We start from the raw sequence: 15,186 nt of genomic DNA on the forward strand, positions 1-15,186 counted from the left end.
GGAGAGAGGACGGATCTACTACGGCGTCTCACGCGGGTCCTGCTCCAGGACCCGCTTTTGCTTTTTATAGAGCATTCACGCGCGCAACACCAATCCCATTCGGAGGTGGACGATTATTAGCCGAGATCACCAAATCAACGACGACATCCGGGCGAGGGAAGTACGCCTGGTCGGACCCGAGAGCGAGCAGCTTGGCATCAAGCCGATCCGCGAGGCGCTGCAGATGGCCATCGATGCCAACATGGATCTGGTCAACATCGCTCCTCAAGCGAAGCCGCCGGTATGCCGCATCATGGACTACGGCAAGTTCCGCTACGAGCAGCAGAAGAAGGAGAAGGAAGCCCGCAAAAACCAGAAGATCGTCGATCTGAAGGAAGTGTGGTTCCGCTCCAACATCGACGAGCATGATTATCAGACCAAGCTCCGCAACGTCATCAAGTTCCTTGGCGAAGGCGACAAGGTCAAAGCCTCCGTCCGCTACCGCGGACGCGAGATCGCGCATGCGGCGGTCGGCCAGCGCATTCTGGAGCGTCTCCAGACCGAAGTGGCCGACATCTGCAACGTCGAGCGTGTGCCGAAACTGGAAGGACGCAGCATGATCATGATTTTGGCACCGAAGAACAACAATTGATTTTCATTTATTCAAGGAGGATAACGACATGCCTAAGATGAAAACCCACAGCAGTCTGAAAGACCGCTTCAAGATCACGGGAACGGGCAAGGTAAAGCGCTACAAGGCGTACCGCAACCACCTGCTCTCCCATAAATCGGGCCGCACGAAGCGCGTTCTGGCTACCCAGCCGAACATGGCTGCCGGCGACGTAAGCCGTCTGGCTCAAGGCCTCGCGCAACTGAAATAGCATTTCCCTGAGATTTATTTGATTAGAACCTACAGGAGGGTATTATCATGGCAAGAGTAAAAGGCGGATTCGTTCGCGCCCGTCGCCGCAAACGGATTCTTAAGCTCGCAAAGGGTTACTTCGGTTCCAAGCATCGCCTGTTTAAAACCGCAAAGGAGCAGGTCAACAAATCCCTGCTGTACGCGTACCGCGACCGTCGCCAACGGAAGCGCGACTTCCGCAAGCTGTGGATCGTCCGCATCAACGCCGCTGCGCGTCTGAACGGCCTGTCCTACAGCAAATTCATGTTCGGCCTGAAGCAAGCCGGCGTCGAAGTGAACCGCAAGGTTCTTGCCGACCTGGCCGTGAACGACATCGGCTCGTTCAACAGCCTGGCTGACGTGGCCAAGCAAAAGCTGAACGCCTAGCATCAAAAGGCTGTTCCCGTCATGCAGATGACAGGGAGCAGCCTTTTTTTGCGTTCATGCGGACATCCGTACAGCCGGGACGGCCGCCGGGAGAATAAGCTGGAAGGAACGGAAAGGAGGAATCATGTTGTCTAACGTCTCCAAGCAGCAAGTGCAGGCACTCATCGGCCAGACGGTCGAGGTCAAGATGAAGGACGGCTCGGTCGTAACGGGCAAGCTGGAAAAGCTGAACGGCGACAAGCTCTATGTGCGCGTTCAGGAGCAAGCCGGCAAGGCGGGCACCCGCGCCTTCATCTTGCCGCTGGCGCTGTTCTCCGTCCTTGCGATCGGCCTCGCTCCTTTCGGCGCTTATGGCGGGGGCTTCGGCGGCCCCTACGGACCGGGACCCGGCCCTTACGGCCCTTATGGACCGGGACCGGGCGGCCCTGGAGGTCCTTACGGCCCTTACGGTCCGGGCTGCTGCCCTCCAGTCGGACCGAAAGGGTTCTACTGACCTTCGGATCGCAGCGGCTTCGTCCACTGCGTCACCTTCAGATCGGGAAAATGGCGCACCGGCTCGTAGCCCTCGCGAGCGTAGAACCGGCGCGCCTTTTCGTTGACGTCGTCGACGAACAGCACGGCCATGAGCGACCCGCCCAGCGTTCCTTCGCGCTCGGCGCGGCGCATGAGCTCCAGGCCGATGCCGTGCTTGCGGCTGGCCGGATCGACCACGAGCATGTCGATGTGGAGCAGCGAGTGAATCTGGCCGAAATGGACGAAGCCGAGCGGGGGGCCGCCTTCGGGAGCGGCGACGATCGTGCGGCCGCTGTCGAAGCGGTCCGGCAATTCGGCAAGCACGGCGGGATCGTCGGGACTGACCGTATGGGACATCGGCATCAGCTCGGTGCGGATGAGGCGGATCAGCGTCGGCAGATCGTCCGGGCGATGCCCGCGATAGCGGATTTGGCGCATGCGGGAGACTCCTTCCGACGGGCCGGCGGAGCGCTTCCGCATGAGGCGGAGCGGGCATCCGCCGCGGCCGTCTCCACAGTCTATGCCGAAGCGGGGCCGGTTGCGAAGCGATTCGTTTTCCGGCCTCGTACATAACTTTTCCTGCAGCCGCGTAATCTAAGTATTGACGGATGATAAGCTCAAACCTATAATAAGGTCTAAGCTAATACCCGAACAGCAATGAAGAGGACGAAGTGTTAAGGGCTCTACTGTCCAGAGAGCGACGGATTCGCTGCAACCGCCGCCAGCATCCCTTTCCAACGAGCTCACCTCGGAGCTGTTTTCCTGAACGAAGCGCCCTTGCGCTTTCATTAGGGAGAATCGCCTGGCATGCGTTAACCTGCCGAAGTAGGACCGATGAGGCATGCATCTCGCGTCTTACTTCTTGAGACTCCGCATCGCGAGATGCGGCGTAAACCTGGGTGGTACCACGGAAGATCAACCTTTCGTCCCTATGCTTCGGCATAGAGGGCGAAAGGTTTTTTTGATTCAGCCAATACGATAGGGGCGAAGGCGGACCGTCGACACCGCCGCCGTCACGAAGGGAGGATCACATGATGGTGATGCAAGGCGAAGCAGTGCGCTCCAAGGAAGAGATCATGGATAGAATGAGGAAGCCGGAAGTGGTGAGCGGCTCTGAAATGCTGCTCCGCAGCCTGGTGCTCGAGGGCGTGGAATGTGTATTCGGCTACCCGGGCGGCGCGGTGCTGTTCATCTACGACGCCATGCACGGCTTCAAGGACTTCAACCACGTGCTGACCCGCCACGAGCAAGGCGCGATCCATGCGGCGGACGGCTATGCGAGAGCTTCCGGCAAGGTCGGCGTCTGCATCGCGACCTCCGGGCCGGGAGCGACGAACCTCGTCACCGGCATCGCGACCGCGTTCATGGACAGCGTGCCGCTCGTCGTCATTACGGGCAACGTCGCGACGAGCTTCATCGGCACGGACGCGTTCCAGGAAGCGGACATCACCGGCATCACGATGCCGATCACGAAGCACAGTTATCTCGTGCGGGACGTCGAGGACCTGCCGCGCGTCATCCACGAGGCGTTCCACATCGCGAACAGCGGCCGCAAAGGCCCGGTCCTGATCGACATCCCGAAGGATGTCTCGGCGGCCAAGGCGCTGTTCAAGCCGGTGACGGACGTGAGCATCCGCGGCTACAATCCGACCGTCACGCCGCGCAAGCCGCAGCTCGACAAGCTCGTCCGGGCGATCGCCGAAGCGGAGCGTCCGCTCATCCTCGCCGGCGGCGGCGTCGTCTACTCGGGCGGCCATGAGGAGCTGCTGGAATTCGCGGTCAAGACGGGCATTCCGGTCACGACGACGCTGCTCGGCCTCGGCGGCTTCCCGAGCGGCAACGAGCTATGGGTCGGCATGCCGGGCATGCACGGAGCGTACGCCTCCAACAAGGCGATCCAGGAGAGCGACCTGCTCATCAACATCGGCGCCCGCTTCGACGACCGCGTGACGATGAAGCTGGACGGCTTCGCGTCCAAGGCCAAGATCGTGCACATCGACATCGATCCGGCCGAGATCGGCAAAAACGTGCCGACGGACATCCCGATCGTCGGCGACGTCAAGACGACGCTCGGCCTGCTTAACCAGGAGGTCGGCTTTGCCGACAAGGCGGACGCCTGGCGCGCCCAGATCCGGCAATGGAAGCAGGACCAGCCGCTGCGGTACGTCGATTCCGACACCGAGCTCAAGCCGCAGTGGGTCATCGGCATGATCCACGATACGACCGAGGGCAACGCGATCGTCACGACGGACGTCGGCCAGCATCAGATGTGGGCGGCGCAGTACTACCGCTTCAACCAGCCGCGCTCCTGGATCACCTCCGGCGGCCTCGGCACGATGGGCTTCGGCTTCCCGTCCGCGATCGGCGCGCAGATGGCGCACCCGGACCGGCTCGTCGTCAGCATCAACGGCGACGGCGGCATGCAGATGTGCGCCCAGGAGCTGGCGATCTGCGCGATCAACAACATTCCGGTCAAGGTCGCGATCATCAACAACCAGGTGCTCGGCATGGTGCGCCAGTGGCAGGAGATCATCTACGACAACCGCTACAGCCACATCGACCTGGCCGGCAGCCCCGACTTCGTCAAGCTGGCCGAGGCGTACGGCGTCAAAGGCTTCCGCGCGACGAACAAGCAGGAGGCGGAGGCGGCCTGGAAAGAAGCGCTTGCCCATCCGGGTCCGGCAGTCGTGGAATTCGTCGTCCGCAAAGGCGAGAACGTCTACCCGATGGTCACCCAGGGCAACACGATCGACGTCATGCTGATGGGGGATGAACAATGAACCAGAGATATACGATCGCCGTCCTCGTGAACAACCAGCCGGGCGTGCTGCAGCGCGTGGCTGGCCTGTTCGGACGGAGAGGCTTCAACATCGAGAGCATCACGGTCGGCGCCAGCGAGGAAGCGGGCCTCTCCCGCATGGTCATCGTCACGGAAGGCGACGAGAAGGTGCTGGAGCAAGTGTCCAAGCAGCTGTACAAGCTGATCGACGTCATCAAGGTCGTCGACGTGAGCGGCAGCCCGATGGTCGCCCGCGAGCTGGCGCTGATCAAGGTCAACGCCGAGCCGGCAGCCCGTCCGGAAATTCTCGGCGTCGTCGAGACGTTCCGCGCCGCGGTCGTCGACATCGGACCGAGCTCGCTGATCGTGCAGGCGGTCGGAGGGACCGACAAGATCGACGCGATGATCGAGCTGCTGCGTCCATACGGCATCCGGGAGCTTTCCCGCACCGGCGTGACGGCCATGAACCGCGGCACCGTCCGCTCCTGATTCGCTCCGCGCCAGGAGCCAGACGATGCGCCGCCGGACTGTAGCGCGAATTTTCGGATAAGTTCGACAACGAATCTATAAGGCTATTGTTTTTACCTATAACACCTCAAAAACCCGCTTTGAGCGGGAGTTTAAGGAAGGCAGACGAGCCGCTCCCCGCTCGAGCTTTAACGCGCTGTCTCTTTAAACACCCGCTCAAAGGGGTTCCAATCCAAAGGAGGCATCATCTCATCATGGCAGTTAAATTGTTCTATGAAAACGACGCGGATCTCAGCGTTCTCCAAGGCAAGACGGTAGCAGTCATCGGTTACGGCAGCCAAGGCCATGCTCAAGCGCAAAACCTGCGCGACAGCGGCGTGAAGGTCGTCATCGGCCTGCGCGAAGGCAAGTCCGCCGACAAAGCCCGCAACGACGGCTTCGAGGTGCTGACCGTCGCCGACGCGACCCGCAAGGCGGACGTTGTCCAGATCCTCATGCCGGACGAGACGCAAGCCCAGGTGTACAACGATGAGATCGCCCCGAACCTCAAAAAAGGCGCCGCTCTCATGTTCTCCCACGGCTTCAACGTGCACTTCGGCCAAATCGTGCCGAGCAAGGACACGGACGTGCTGCTCGTCGCTCCGAAATCGCCGGGCCACATGGTGCGCCGCACGTATGTCGAAGGCTTCGGCGTTCCCGGCCTGATCGCGGTCGAGCAGGACGCGACGGGCAATGCCCAGGCGATCGGCCTCGCTTACGCGAAGGGCATCGGCTGCACCCGTGCCGGAGTATTCGAGACTTCGTTCCGCGAAGAGACCGAGACCGACCTGTTCGGCGAGCAGGCTGTCCTTTGCGGCGGCACGTCCGCGCTCGTCAAAGCCGGCTTCGAAACGCTGGTGGAAGCGGGCTACGCGCCGGAGATGGCGTACTTCGAATGTCTCCATGAGCTGAAGCTGATCGTCGACCTGATGTACGAAGGCGGACTGGCGTCGATGCGCGACTCCATCTCCAACACGGCCGAGTACGGCGATTATGTCACTGGCCCGCGCATCGTGACCGACGAGACGAAAAAAGCGATGAAGGAAGTGCTCTCCGACATCCAGCAAGGCAAGTTCGCCCGCGACTTCATCCTCGAGAACAAGTCCGGCCGCGCCATGCTGACGGCGACCCGCCGCAACGAAGCCGAGCATCCGATCGAGAAGACGGGCGCGCAGCTGCGCGAGCTGATGCACTGGATCAAGAAGTAAGACGAGTCAAGCAGCACGGCAGCGCGCTTCTTCCACCTGGAATGAGGCGCGTTTGCCGCTTCATAAGCTAAACAATCCTACCGAACGGAGGTGCCGGCTTGCGCAAGATCTATATTTTCGATACAACGCTCCGCGACGGCGAGCAATCGCCCGGGGTCAACCTGAATACCCGGGAAAAGGTGGAGATCGCCCTCCAGCTCGAGAAGCTCGGCGTCGACCGCATCGAGGCCGGCTTCCCGGCCGCCTCGCCGGGCGATCTGGCGGCGGTGCAGGCGGTGGCCGCAGCGGTCAAGTCCGCGACCGTCATCGGCCTCGCGCGCGCCGTCGAGCGCGACATCGACGCCGCCTGGGAAGCGCTCAAGGATGCGGCCGATCCGTGCATCCACATCTTCCTGGCGACGTCGCCGATCCATCGCAAGCATAAGCTCAAGATGGAGAAGGAGCAGGTGCTCGCGACGGCCGACAAGGCGATCCGCTACGCGAAGCAGAAGTTCGCCAAGATCGAGTTCTCGCCGGAGGACGCAGGCCGCACGGAGCTGGACTTCCTGTGCGAGGTGACGGAGATGGCGATCCGGGCGGGAGCGACCGTCGTCAACATCCCCGATACGGTCGGATACATGACGCCGGCCGAGTTCGGCAACATTTTCAAGACGCTCAAAGAGCAGGTGCCGGGCATCGAGACGATCCAGCTCAGCGCCCACTGCCATGACGACCTCGGCATGGCGACGGCGAACGCGCTGGCGGCGATCCAGAACGGCGCCGACCAGATCGAGGGCACGATCAACGGCATCGGCGAGCGCGCCGGCAACACGGCGATCGAGGAAGTGGCGCTGGCGCTGGAGACGCGCGCGGCTCTGTACGGCGCCAAGACCGGCCTCAAGCTGACCGAGATCGCCCGTACGAGCCGACTCGTCAGCAAGCTGACCGGCATGGTCGTGCCGGGCAACAAGGCGATCGTCGGCGCGAACGCCTTCGCCCATGAGTCCGGCATCCATCAGGACGGCATGCTCAAGGAGAAGACGACGTACGAGATCATCTCTCCCGAGACGATCGGCATCAAGGAGTCGAAGCTCGTCATGGGCAAGCACTCCGGCCGCCACGCGTTCCGCGAGAAGCTGCTCGATCTCGGCTATGAGCTCGAGGACGAGGCGCTGAACGCCGCGTTCGCCAAGTTCAAGGATCTGGCCGACCGCAAGAAGAACGTTACGGACGAGGATCTGCTCGCGATGCTGGAGGAGAAGCTCGTCGACACGCCGGAGGTGTACGCGCTCGAAACCGTCGAGGTCCATTACGGCAACCGCTCTACGCCGAAGGGATCCGTCTCGATCCGGGTCGAGGAGCGCGGCGTGCAGTCGGGCACGGCGGAGGGCAACGGCTCTGTCGACGCCCTGTTCAACGCGATCGACCTCGTCACGGGCGAGACGGTCGAGCTGGACGACTACTCCATCAAGTCCGTCACGGACGGCAAGGACGCGCTCGGCGAGGTGCATGTCGTGCTGCTGCAGGACGGCGTATCCGCGCAGGGCCGCGGCGTGAGCACGGACATCCTCGAGGCGAGCGCGCGCGCGTATGTCGACGCGCTCAACCGGCTCATCGAGAAGCGCAAGGCTCCGGGCCGCCGCGACAAGATGAGCCTGATCTGACGCGACGCGAGCTTCTCTTTACAGCTCCATCCGGTCCGCCTGTTTCCGCAGCAGGCGGGCTTTTTCATCTCGCGAAGGCTGCTCTATAGGCGCGCCCTATCAACACCATAGCTATCCTATCTTGGAACAATCGAGCGGGAGTATGGTACAACTGATGATAGTTATTCTCATTCGTTATCGAGACGAGACAGGAGTGTTCAACTATGGCAGAAGTGAAAAAGATCGCGGTCATCGCAGGCGACGGCATCGGACCGGAAGTCGTCGGCGAGGCCATCAAGGTCATCAAGAAAATCGAGGAGCGGTACGAGTACCGCTTCGAATTCGAGCACGGCCTGTTCGGGGGCATCGCCATCGACGAGAAGGGAACCCCGCTGCCGCAGGAGACGCTGGACATCTGCCAAAAGGCCGATGCGGTGCTGCTCGGCGCGGTCGGCGGACCGAAGTGGGACAACAACTCGAAGGAGCTGCGTCCTGAGACGGGACTGCTCGGCATCCGCAAGGCGCTCGGCCTGTTCTCCAACATCCGTCCGGCGACGGTGTTCGACTGCCTGAAGGATGCCTCCACGCTGAAGCCCGAGGTGCTCGAGGGCACCGACCTGATCGTCGTGCGCGAGCTGACGGGCGGCATCTACTTCGGCGAGAAGTTCCGCCGCGAGGGCGAGCACGGGCAGGAAGCGGTCGACACCTGCGTCTACAACGTGCAGGAGATCGAGCGCATCGTGCGCCAGGCGTTCGACATCGCGATGACCCGCAGCAAGCGGCTGGCGTCCGTCGACAAGGCGAACGTGCTGGAGACGTCCCGCCTGTGGCGCGAGGTCGTGAACCGGATCGCTCCGGAGTATCCGGAGGTCGAGCTGGAGCATGTGCTCGTCGACAACTGCGCGATGCAGCTGCTGCGCCGTCCGTCGAGCTTCGACGTCATCGTCACGGAGAACATGTTCGGCGACATCCTGAGCGATGAGGCGGCGATGCTGACCGGCTCGATCGGCATGCTGAGCTCGGCGTCGCTCGGCGAAGGCAGCTTCGGCCTGTACGAGCCGGTGCACGGATCGGCTCCCGACATCGCGGGCCAGGGCATCTCCAATCCGATCGCGACGATTTTGTCGGTCGCGCTCATGTTCCGCCTCACGTTCGGCTATCATGACGCGGCGCAAGCGATCGAGGACGCGGTCAAGGAAGTGCTCGACGCCGGCCACCGCACGGGCGACATCGCGGTCGACAAGTCCAAGGCGATCGGCACCGAAGCGATGGGCGACCTGATCGCGAGCGCGATCCGCTAAGCTTTCCGGCTCGCGGGAAGCCCCCTCCTTTCGAATGGACTGCCGTTTTTTGGACAACCTAATTCCGATGCGCATTTAGCGTGAAGGAGGGTTTCGGAATCATGGCAGAACGTTTGGTCGGCCGTCCGGCGCCGGATTTTACGATGGAGACCGTCGACGGCGAGGGCAAGGAGTTCGGCAGGGCGTCGCTTTCCGACTACCGCGGCAGATGGCTCGTCTTCTTTTTCTATCCGCTCGACTTTACGGTCGTGTGCCCGACGGAAATTACGGCGCTCAGCGATGCGGCCGACCGGTTCCGCAAGCTGGACGCGGACATCCTCGGCGTCAGCATCGACAGCGTCCACAGCCACAAGGCCTGGATCAACACGCCGAAGAGCGAGAACGGACTCGGCAAGCTGAGCTTTCCGCTGGCATCCGACATGACGAAGCAGGTTGCTCGCGACTACGGCGTCTTGATCGAAGAAGAAGGCATCGCGCTGCGCGGCCTGTTCATCGTCGATCCGGAGGGCGAGCTGAAGCATCAGGTCGTCCACCACAACGACGTCGGCCGCAGCGTCGAGGAGACGCTGCGCGTGCTCCAAGCGCTGCAGTCCGGCGGGCTTTGTCCGATGAACTGGAAGCCGGGCGACAAACCGATCCGCTCCAACTGAATTCATCCCTTCCAGGGTAGCCAGGGCATTCCGCCTTGGCTTTTTTCATTCTAGAAAGTCTTCGATGTCGGTTCCGCGTTTCCGGCCGCTCGCCCCAAATTCTGATCAGGCGCACGAATCGCGGCTCCTTCTGCGTCCAAGCGGCTTTCCAAGGGTAAGGATAAGCAAATCCAGCAGGCATCGACCTATGAAGGAGGCCCCTTGAAATGACCCATGAAACGGAACGACCGCAAGCGGCTGAGCCGCCTCGCGACCCTGATGCTCCCCGTCTGCCGCAGCCGCCGGAGCCGGAAATAACGCCTCCGCCCGCCCCTGAAATCGAGCAGCCGAAGCCCGCCGAGCTGCCGCCAGCCGATCCGCAGCCGGAAATCATGCCCGATCCGGGACCGGAGCTGCCGCAACTGCCGCAGGAGCCCGAAATCAAGCCCGAGGACCTGCCTCCGGCTCCGCTTCCGTAACCGTCGGCGGTTTGGCAGGAATTCCGCTAGGCATTGCCGAATAGAATGCAGATAACGATCCAAGCCATTCCGATTGGCGGACGGCGAGTACAAGGAGGGAACCAGGATGAGCTTTTGCTGCGGAGCGAGCATGATCGGCACGAAAGGAACGCTCAGACACTATCGGACCCACATTCATAACGTCCCCATTCTGTTCTGTCCGGTTTGCCATCGCGTGGATATTCATTATATGATAGAAAGCGAATACGAACTATTAGCCGAATATGCGCATGGAGACGGAGTTTCCGAGGTGGATTTCCACGACTATGTCGACCAGCGCGGCAAGTCGCTGTTCGAGAACTGCGTGAACCATGACAACGAGGATCCGATGGAAGTGGTCCTGAGCCAGATCGACATGGCGCTCGACCTGCTCGGCTTCGCCAAGCATATCGGAGACGCGGACTGGGAAGCGGAGCTCAAGAAAAGGCTCGGCATCCTCAATTCCCGCCGCAACAAGCTGAAAGCCAAGCGGACCTCGGAAGGTCTTTGCTAGAGACGAACGGCGCCTCCTGTAGCAGGAGGCTTTTTTATTTGAAGCGACTCCCGCAATCGGGCGGGACGCTGCGAACCGTATAGGAAACGAGGTGCTCTGTTGCTGCTGATGGTGTTCAAAAGATGGTTCGGACGCTTCAGCGTCAAGCAGCAATCCGCTGTCTCCGAACCGGACAAGCTCCGCGCGGCGCTGGGGCGGATCCAGGCAGGCGACGAAGCGCTGCGGGAGAAGCTCATCCAGGATTACCGTCCGTTCATCCTCAAATCGACCAGCCGGTTCTGCAAGCGGTATATCGATCCGGTACGCGACGACGAGTTCAGCATCGCGATGATCGCGTTCAATGAAGCGATCGAGCATTTTTCCCCCGCGTCGGGACGATCGTTCACCGGCTTCGCCGAAACGGTCATCCGCCGCCGGCTGATCGACTATATCCGGCGCGAGAAGCGCCACCGCCAGACCGTGCCCTCCGGCAGCTTCGACCAGGAGGGCGAGCTGGAGGACAGCCTGCAGGCGGCATGGATCCAGCAGGCCGTCTCGCGCTTCCATCTCGATCGCGACGCGGAGGAGCGGCGGCTGGAGATCGAGGACTTCGCCGCGGAGCTGAAGGGCTACGGCATCCGCTTCGCGGAGCTTGCGGAGTGCTCGCCGAAGCATCAGGACTCCCGCAGGCTGCTGCAGGGCATCGCGCTTCGCCTGGCGGATCAGGACTGCCTGTGGGGCATGCTCGTCGACAAGCGGCGGCTGCCGGTCAAGGAGCTGATGGAGCAGTCTTCCGTCTCGCGCAAGACGATCGAGCGCAACCGCAAGTATTTGATCGCGATCGCGGTCTTGCTGCGCGGCCATTATCCTTATTTGGAAGACTACTTGCTGCTGCGCCAAGGCCGGCAGCCTTTGGAACGGAATCAGGAGCAGGCGGCGGGGGGGAGAAATCGGTGAACGGGAACGGCATCGTGCTGGAGGTCAAGAAGGGCAGCGTCATCGTGCTTACGCCCGACGGCAGCTTCCGCAAGATCAGAAGCCGCGGAGGGGAAGCGGTCGGCCAAGAGGTCGAGCTCCCGCCCGCCGTCCGTGCGGTCCGGCCGCGCTGGGTGCTGCCGGCGGCGGCGGGAGCTTTGGCGCTGCTGCTGGCGATCCCCGTCCTGTACGCAGGCCGGGCGGCGGCCCATCCGGTCGTCGCCTACATCAGCCTCGACATCAATCCGAGCTTCGAGGTCGGCGTCGACGCCGACCTCATGGTGCGGCAGCTGCGCGCGGTCAATGCCGATGCCGTGCCGCTCGTCCAAGAGCTCGACTACAGCGGGCAGCCTGCCTCGCTCGTCATGGAGGAGCTGGCGGAACGGCTGGCCGAATCGGATTACTTGAAGCAGGAGACCGCCAAGGTGCTGCTCGCGGGAGTCCGGCTGAAAGGGAACGGAGAAGAGCTGACGGAGCTCGGCGCGCAGGCGCGGCACGCGCTGGAGTCGGCGGCGGAGCAGGCCGGCGAGGACGGCCTGCAGGTGACCGAGCTGCGCTCGACGCCGCAGGTGCTTCTGGAAGCGGAGGAGCTCGGCCTGTCCGTCGGCCAGATGACCGTCTATCTCCTGGCCATGGAAAAAGGCTACGACGTGTCGCTCGAACGTCTGCGCACGCAGCCGCTGCCGGCAACGGCCGTTTGGCAGGGCGGCCTGGACGCGCTCGTGCCGGATAGCGCGGAGCTGGATGAGGAGAAGCTGGATCGGCTGCTGGAGGCGGAAAAGTCGGCTCGGGCGAAGGCGTCCGCCGTCCAGCCGGCGAGTCCGGCCGCGGAGCGGGCCGCAACGCCGTCGCCGCCCGCCCGTCCGGCGGCTGCCTCGGCGCCGGCGCGCACGACGACGCCCCCGGCCGAGCGGCAGCGCGACCCGGTCGGCCGTCCGTCCGCGCATCCGCCGCATGGACCGAGCCGCCATCCGGCATCGGCCCAGCCTGCCGGGAACGTAAAGGCGGCCGAAAGCCGCGAACGGGAGCAGCGCGAGTTCAGGCGCGGGCTGGAGCAATGGAAGCGGGAGGCGGAGCAGGCTCGCCGGGCGCTGGAGCGCAAGCAGCGCGAGGCGGAGCGCCGCCTCGAGCAAGCCCGCGACAGCCGCGCCAAGGAAGCCGCCGCCAAGGCGGCGGAGATTCGAAGCAAGGCGGAGCAGCGGATCCGGGAAGCGGCGGATCGGCGGAAGCGGGAGCACGAAAAAGCGAAAAGCAGCGCGGAGGCCGAACGGAAAAAGGCCGAAGCCAAGCGGAAGGAGCAGCGGGAGCAGCGGGATGGCCGGGACGGGCATTCCGATCGCTGACGAGCCGACGCATGTCGAAAGCGGGCCGGAGAGGCCCGCTTTCGCGCGTCTTCTGGCAGGGGCCGATCCGAGTTTCGGAGCGGGCTGGAGCTGGCAATTTTCGACATTATTTCCGATTGACACTTGTTGACAGCCAATCCTATGATTGATGTACGAATCGACGGCTTGACTGCGATCCTGACAGCAAGGAACAGGGAGGGCGGAGCTCGTACATGGAGATGGAACTGTTCAACATCAGCAATGTGAGGGATGCGATCCGAGCTCGTCAACGAGGCCGGGAGCTGGCGCGGGAGCTTGGCTTCGGCATCATCGACCAGACGCGCATCGCTTATGCCATATCCGAGCTATCGAGCGGTTTCGTAGAGATGCATCGGCGCAGCCAGATGCTGATCGGCAAAGTGCGCAAGGAAACGGGAGAAGCCGGATTGGAATGGTCGCTCATCGGCAGCTGCAGCTTTTCCCTTGAGCTGGAAGAGGAATGGAATTCGCTTTGGTCGGAGGAATGGGACATCGCCATCACGAGACGCATCGGCACCTGCATCACGTTCCGCAAATGGCTGCCTCCGTCCTTCTACATGAGTTCGACACCGATACAGCTCCAGCTGTTTGCAACCGGAGAGGAGCAAGGCTAATGCAGGCAATTCGAAAGCGCTATTTCCCGGCGCTTGCCGAATATATTCGAAGCGGGAGCGAGGCATCGCTGTATCAGGCAACAGAGCTAGGGAAAATGTTCCATAACATCGGACCGGAGGAGATCATCGCGATCCACGAGGAGAGCATGCGCAACATCGTCCTCAACGTCGACTCGGAGGAAGCGCTCGACTTGTACGGCCGCTCGTTCCTGTTCCTGATCGAGCTGATGGTCGCCTACCGGTTCCGGTACCAGCCCGAGCGTCCGGCGGACGAGCGGTACATCGAGATGAGGGAGCTGCTCAGCCGCTCCTACCGCTCCTTCGAGCGGGTCAAGAGCAAGTACGAGAACGTGCTGCAGCATATGGACAGCGGCATCGCTCTGTTCGATACGGAAGGCATCGTCACGTTCATGAACTTGCAGATGGCCCGCTTTCTCGATGTTCCCCGCAAGACTCTCGTCGGCTGCAGCATATTGGAAATCCTCCGCCACGCCCAGCTGACCCGTCCGACGAGGCGGCTGCTGGTGCGTCTCTATCGCGAGATCATCGTGCGCCGAAACAAGTATTTCGAGTTCCAGGACAGCAGCGGCCGCCATCTGCTCATCACGGCGACCTACGGCGACCAGCTGGACGGAGACTATCTCATCAGCATGAAAGATGTATCCGAATACAAGCAGATCGAGCAGACCGCCTACCAGAACGACAAGCTGGCGATGCTCGGCAAGATCGCCGCCGCGATCGCGCATGAGATCCGCAATCCGCTCACCTCGATCCGCGGCTTCATCCAGCTGCTGCGGCCGACGCTGGTCGATCTCGGCAAGGAGGAGTACGCCAAGATCATGGTGGCGGAGATCGACCGCGCCAACGACATCATCTACGAATTCCTCAACTCCTCCAAGCCGACCGCTCCGATGAAGCAGACGATCCGGCTCGCGTCGCTGCTCAAGGAAGTCAGCCTGCTCAGCGAAAGCGAGGCGCTCATGCATAATTGCTTCATCTCGCTGGAGGCGCAGGATTCCGAGCTGCATGTCTCGATCGACGTCAAGCAGATCAAGCAGGTCGTGCTGAACCTGTTCAAAAACGCGATGGACGCCATCGCGGAGCTGGAGGGCGAGCGGGAAGGGCGGATCGACGTCATCCTGGACCGCAAGTCGGATTTCGCCGAAATTACGATCCGCGACAACGGCAAGGGCATGGACCGGGCGACGCTGAACCGTCTGTTCGATCCTTTTTTTACGACAAAGGAGTCGGGGACAGGCCTCGGGCTGTCGGTCAGCTACCGGATCGTCCGCAACCACTCCGGCACGATCCGCGTCACGAGCACCGCGGGGGAAGGCACGTCGTTCATGATCTATTTGCCAATTGCCGAGCAAAAGACTTAAAATCGGGGGAGATCTCCCCGGTTTTTTTTGCGTTTTGG

The 15,186-nt window shown here is 62.3% G+C and carries 17 protein-coding genes; 16 read left to right on the forward strand and 1 reads right to left on the reverse strand.

Annotated elements, in window-relative coordinates; translation table 11 throughout:
* The first annotated feature begins 133 nt into the window (after positions 1-133).
* From infC to GE073_RS07590, 4 genes are all read left to right on the forward strand, one after another.
* The gene (gene infC, locus GE073_RS07575) at positions 134-631 is read left to right on the forward strand and encodes a translation initiation factor IF-3 (RefSeq protein WP_043111625.1); all 498 of its coding nucleotides are present in this window, start codon (positions 134-136) and stop codon (positions 629-631) included.
* A gap of 28 nt (positions 632-659) precedes the next feature.
* Positions 660-860 (forward strand): 50S ribosomal protein L35, encoded by a 201-nt coding sequence (rpmI, locus tag GE073_RS07580; RefSeq protein ID WP_028599937.1) that lies wholly within the window; start codon positions 660-662, stop codon positions 858-860.
* A 47-nt stretch (positions 861-907) separates the two neighbouring features.
* Positions 908-1,267, forward strand: a complete 360-nt coding sequence (rplT, locus tag GE073_RS07585) for a 50S ribosomal protein L20 (protein WP_028599936.1) — start codon at positions 908-910, stop codon at positions 1,265-1,267.
* Positions 1,268-1,391: 124 nt separating this feature from the next.
* Positions 1,392-1,760 carry an LSm family protein gene (locus GE073_RS07590; RefSeq protein ID WP_028599935.1) on the forward strand — a complete coding sequence of 123 codons (369 nt, stop codon included), beginning with the start codon at positions 1,392-1,394 and terminating at the stop codon, positions 1,758-1,760.
* Here GE073_RS07590 and GE073_RS07595 read toward each other — a convergent pair.
* Positions 1,754-2,218, reverse strand: coding sequence for a GNAT family N-acetyltransferase (locus tag GE073_RS07595; protein ID WP_052333462.1), 465 nt, complete (start codon positions 2,216-2,218; stop codon positions 1,754-1,756). The two genes, GE073_RS07590 and GE073_RS07595, sit on opposite strands and share 7 nt — an antisense overlap.
* Before the next feature lie 596 nt (positions 2,219-2,814).
* On the opposite strand from GE073_RS07595, the gene ilvB reads away from it, so the two are divergent.
* The 12 genes from ilvB (at position 2,815) to GE073_RS07655 (ending at position 15,148) form a co-directional block, all read left to right on the forward strand.
* Positions 2,815-4,560, forward strand: a complete 1,746-nt coding sequence (gene ilvB, locus GE073_RS07600) for a biosynthetic-type acetolactate synthase large subunit (RefSeq protein WP_028599934.1) — start codon at positions 2,815-2,817, stop codon at positions 4,558-4,560.
* A complete protein-coding gene (gene ilvN, locus GE073_RS07605) occupies positions 4,557-5,048 on the forward strand; it encodes an acetolactate synthase small subunit (protein WP_028599933.1) in 492 nt (163 codons plus the stop codon). The genes ilvB and ilvN overlap by 4 nt, the downstream gene beginning before the upstream one ends.
* A gap of 233 nt (positions 5,049-5,281) precedes the next feature.
* Entirely contained in the window at positions 5,282-6,274 is a 993-nt protein-coding gene (gene ilvC, locus GE073_RS07610) for a ketol-acid reductoisomerase (protein WP_028599932.1), read from the forward strand.
* A gap of 98 nt (positions 6,275-6,372) precedes the next feature.
* On the forward strand, positions 6,373-7,917 hold the full coding sequence (locus GE073_RS07615) for a 2-isopropylmalate synthase (protein WP_028599931.1): 1,545 nt from the start codon (positions 6,373-6,375) through the stop codon (positions 7,915-7,917).
* Between the two features lie 203 nt (positions 7,918-8,120).
* Positions 8,121-9,197, forward strand: a complete 1,077-nt coding sequence (gene leuB / locus GE073_RS07620; RefSeq protein WP_028599930.1) for a 3-isopropylmalate dehydrogenase — start codon at positions 8,121-8,123, stop codon at positions 9,195-9,197.
* Positions 9,198-9,298: 101 nt separating this feature from the next.
* Positions 9,299-9,847 (forward strand): peroxiredoxin, encoded by a 549-nt coding sequence (locus GE073_RS07625; RefSeq protein WP_028599929.1) that lies wholly within the window; start codon positions 9,299-9,301, stop codon positions 9,845-9,847.
* A 206-nt stretch (positions 9,848-10,053) separates the two neighbouring features.
* The gene (locus GE073_RS07630) at positions 10,054-10,305 is read left to right on the forward strand and encodes a hypothetical protein (protein WP_028599928.1); all 252 of its coding nucleotides are present in this window, start codon (positions 10,054-10,056) and stop codon (positions 10,303-10,305) included.
* A gap of 106 nt (positions 10,306-10,411) precedes the next feature.
* Positions 10,412-10,837 (forward strand): hypothetical protein, encoded by a 426-nt coding sequence (locus GE073_RS07635; protein ID WP_028599927.1) that lies wholly within the window; start codon positions 10,412-10,414, stop codon positions 10,835-10,837.
* 108 nt (positions 10,838-10,945) lie between these two features.
* Positions 10,946-11,773 carry an RNA polymerase sigma factor SigI gene (gene sigI, locus GE073_RS07640; protein WP_228551828.1) on the forward strand — a complete coding sequence of 276 codons (828 nt, stop codon included), beginning with the start codon at positions 10,946-10,948 and terminating at the stop codon, positions 11,771-11,773.
* The gene (locus GE073_RS07645; RefSeq protein ID WP_101808816.1) at positions 11,770-13,134 is read left to right on the forward strand and encodes an anti-sigma-I factor RsgI family protein; all 1,365 of its coding nucleotides are present in this window, start codon (positions 11,770-11,772) and stop codon (positions 13,132-13,134) included. The genes sigI and GE073_RS07645 overlap by 4 nt, the downstream gene beginning before the upstream one ends.
* A gap of 212 nt (positions 13,135-13,346) precedes the next feature.
* Positions 13,347-13,766 (forward strand): ATP-binding protein, encoded by a 420-nt coding sequence (locus GE073_RS07650; RefSeq protein WP_052333461.1) that lies wholly within the window; start codon positions 13,347-13,349, stop codon positions 13,764-13,766.
* Positions 13,766-15,148 carry an ATP-binding protein gene (locus GE073_RS07655; RefSeq protein WP_028599924.1) on the forward strand — a complete coding sequence of 461 codons (1,383 nt, stop codon included), beginning with the start codon at positions 13,766-13,768 and terminating at the stop codon, positions 15,146-15,148. Before GE073_RS07650 ends, GE073_RS07655 begins: the two co-directional genes overlap by 1 nt.
* Positions 15,149-15,186 lie beyond the last annotated feature (38 nt).

It is taken from the genome of Paenibacillus sp. B01 (assembly GCF_009649995.1).
Classification (GTDB): Bacteria; Bacillota; Bacilli; order Paenibacillales; family Paenibacillaceae; genus Paenibacillus_O; species Paenibacillus_O pasadenensis.

Coding starts and splice junctions, on each gene's coding strand:
- rpmI (WP_028599937.1), top strand. CDS start 660: ATGCCTAAGATGAAAACCCACAGCAGTCTGAAAGACCGCTTCAAGATC.
- sigI (WP_228551828.1), top strand. CDS start 10,946: ATGGTGTTCAAAAGATGGTTCGGACGCTTCAGCGTCAAGCAGCAATCC.
- GE073_RS07650 (WP_052333461.1), top strand. CDS start 13,347: ATGGAGATGGAACTGTTCAACATCAGCAATGTGAGGGATGCGATCCGA.
- leuB (WP_028599930.1), top strand. CDS start 8,121: ATGGCAGAAGTGAAAAAGATCGCGGTCATCGCAGGCGACGGCATCGGA.
- GE073_RS07590 (WP_028599935.1), top strand. CDS start 1,392: ATGTTGTCTAACGTCTCCAAGCAGCAAGTGCAGGCACTCATCGGCCAG.
- GE073_RS07655 (WP_028599924.1), top strand. CDS start 13,766: ATGCAGGCAATTCGAAAGCGCTATTTCCCGGCGCTTGCCGAATATATT.
- rplT (WP_028599936.1), top strand. CDS start 908: ATGGCAAGAGTAAAAGGCGGATTCGTTCGCGCCCGTCGCCGCAAACGG.
- GE073_RS07625 (WP_028599929.1), top strand. CDS start 9,299: ATGGCAGAACGTTTGGTCGGCCGTCCGGCGCCGGATTTTACGATGGAG.
- ilvN (WP_028599933.1), top strand. CDS start 4,557: ATGAACCAGAGATATACGATCGCCGTCCTCGTGAACAACCAGCCGGGC.
- GE073_RS07595 (WP_052333462.1), bottom strand. CDS start 2,218: ATGCGCCAAATCCGCTATCGCGGGCATCGCCCGGACGATCTGCCGACG.
- ilvC (WP_028599932.1), top strand. CDS start 5,282: ATGGCAGTTAAATTGTTCTATGAAAACGACGCGGATCTCAGCGTTCTC.
- ilvB (WP_028599934.1), top strand. CDS start 2,815: ATGGTGATGCAAGGCGAAGCAGTGCGCTCCAAGGAAGAGATCATGGAT.
- GE073_RS07635 (WP_028599927.1), top strand. CDS start 10,412: ATGAGCTTTTGCTGCGGAGCGAGCATGATCGGCACGAAAGGAACGCTC.
- GE073_RS07630 (WP_028599928.1), top strand. CDS start 10,054: ATGACCCATGAAACGGAACGACCGCAAGCGGCTGAGCCGCCTCGCGAC.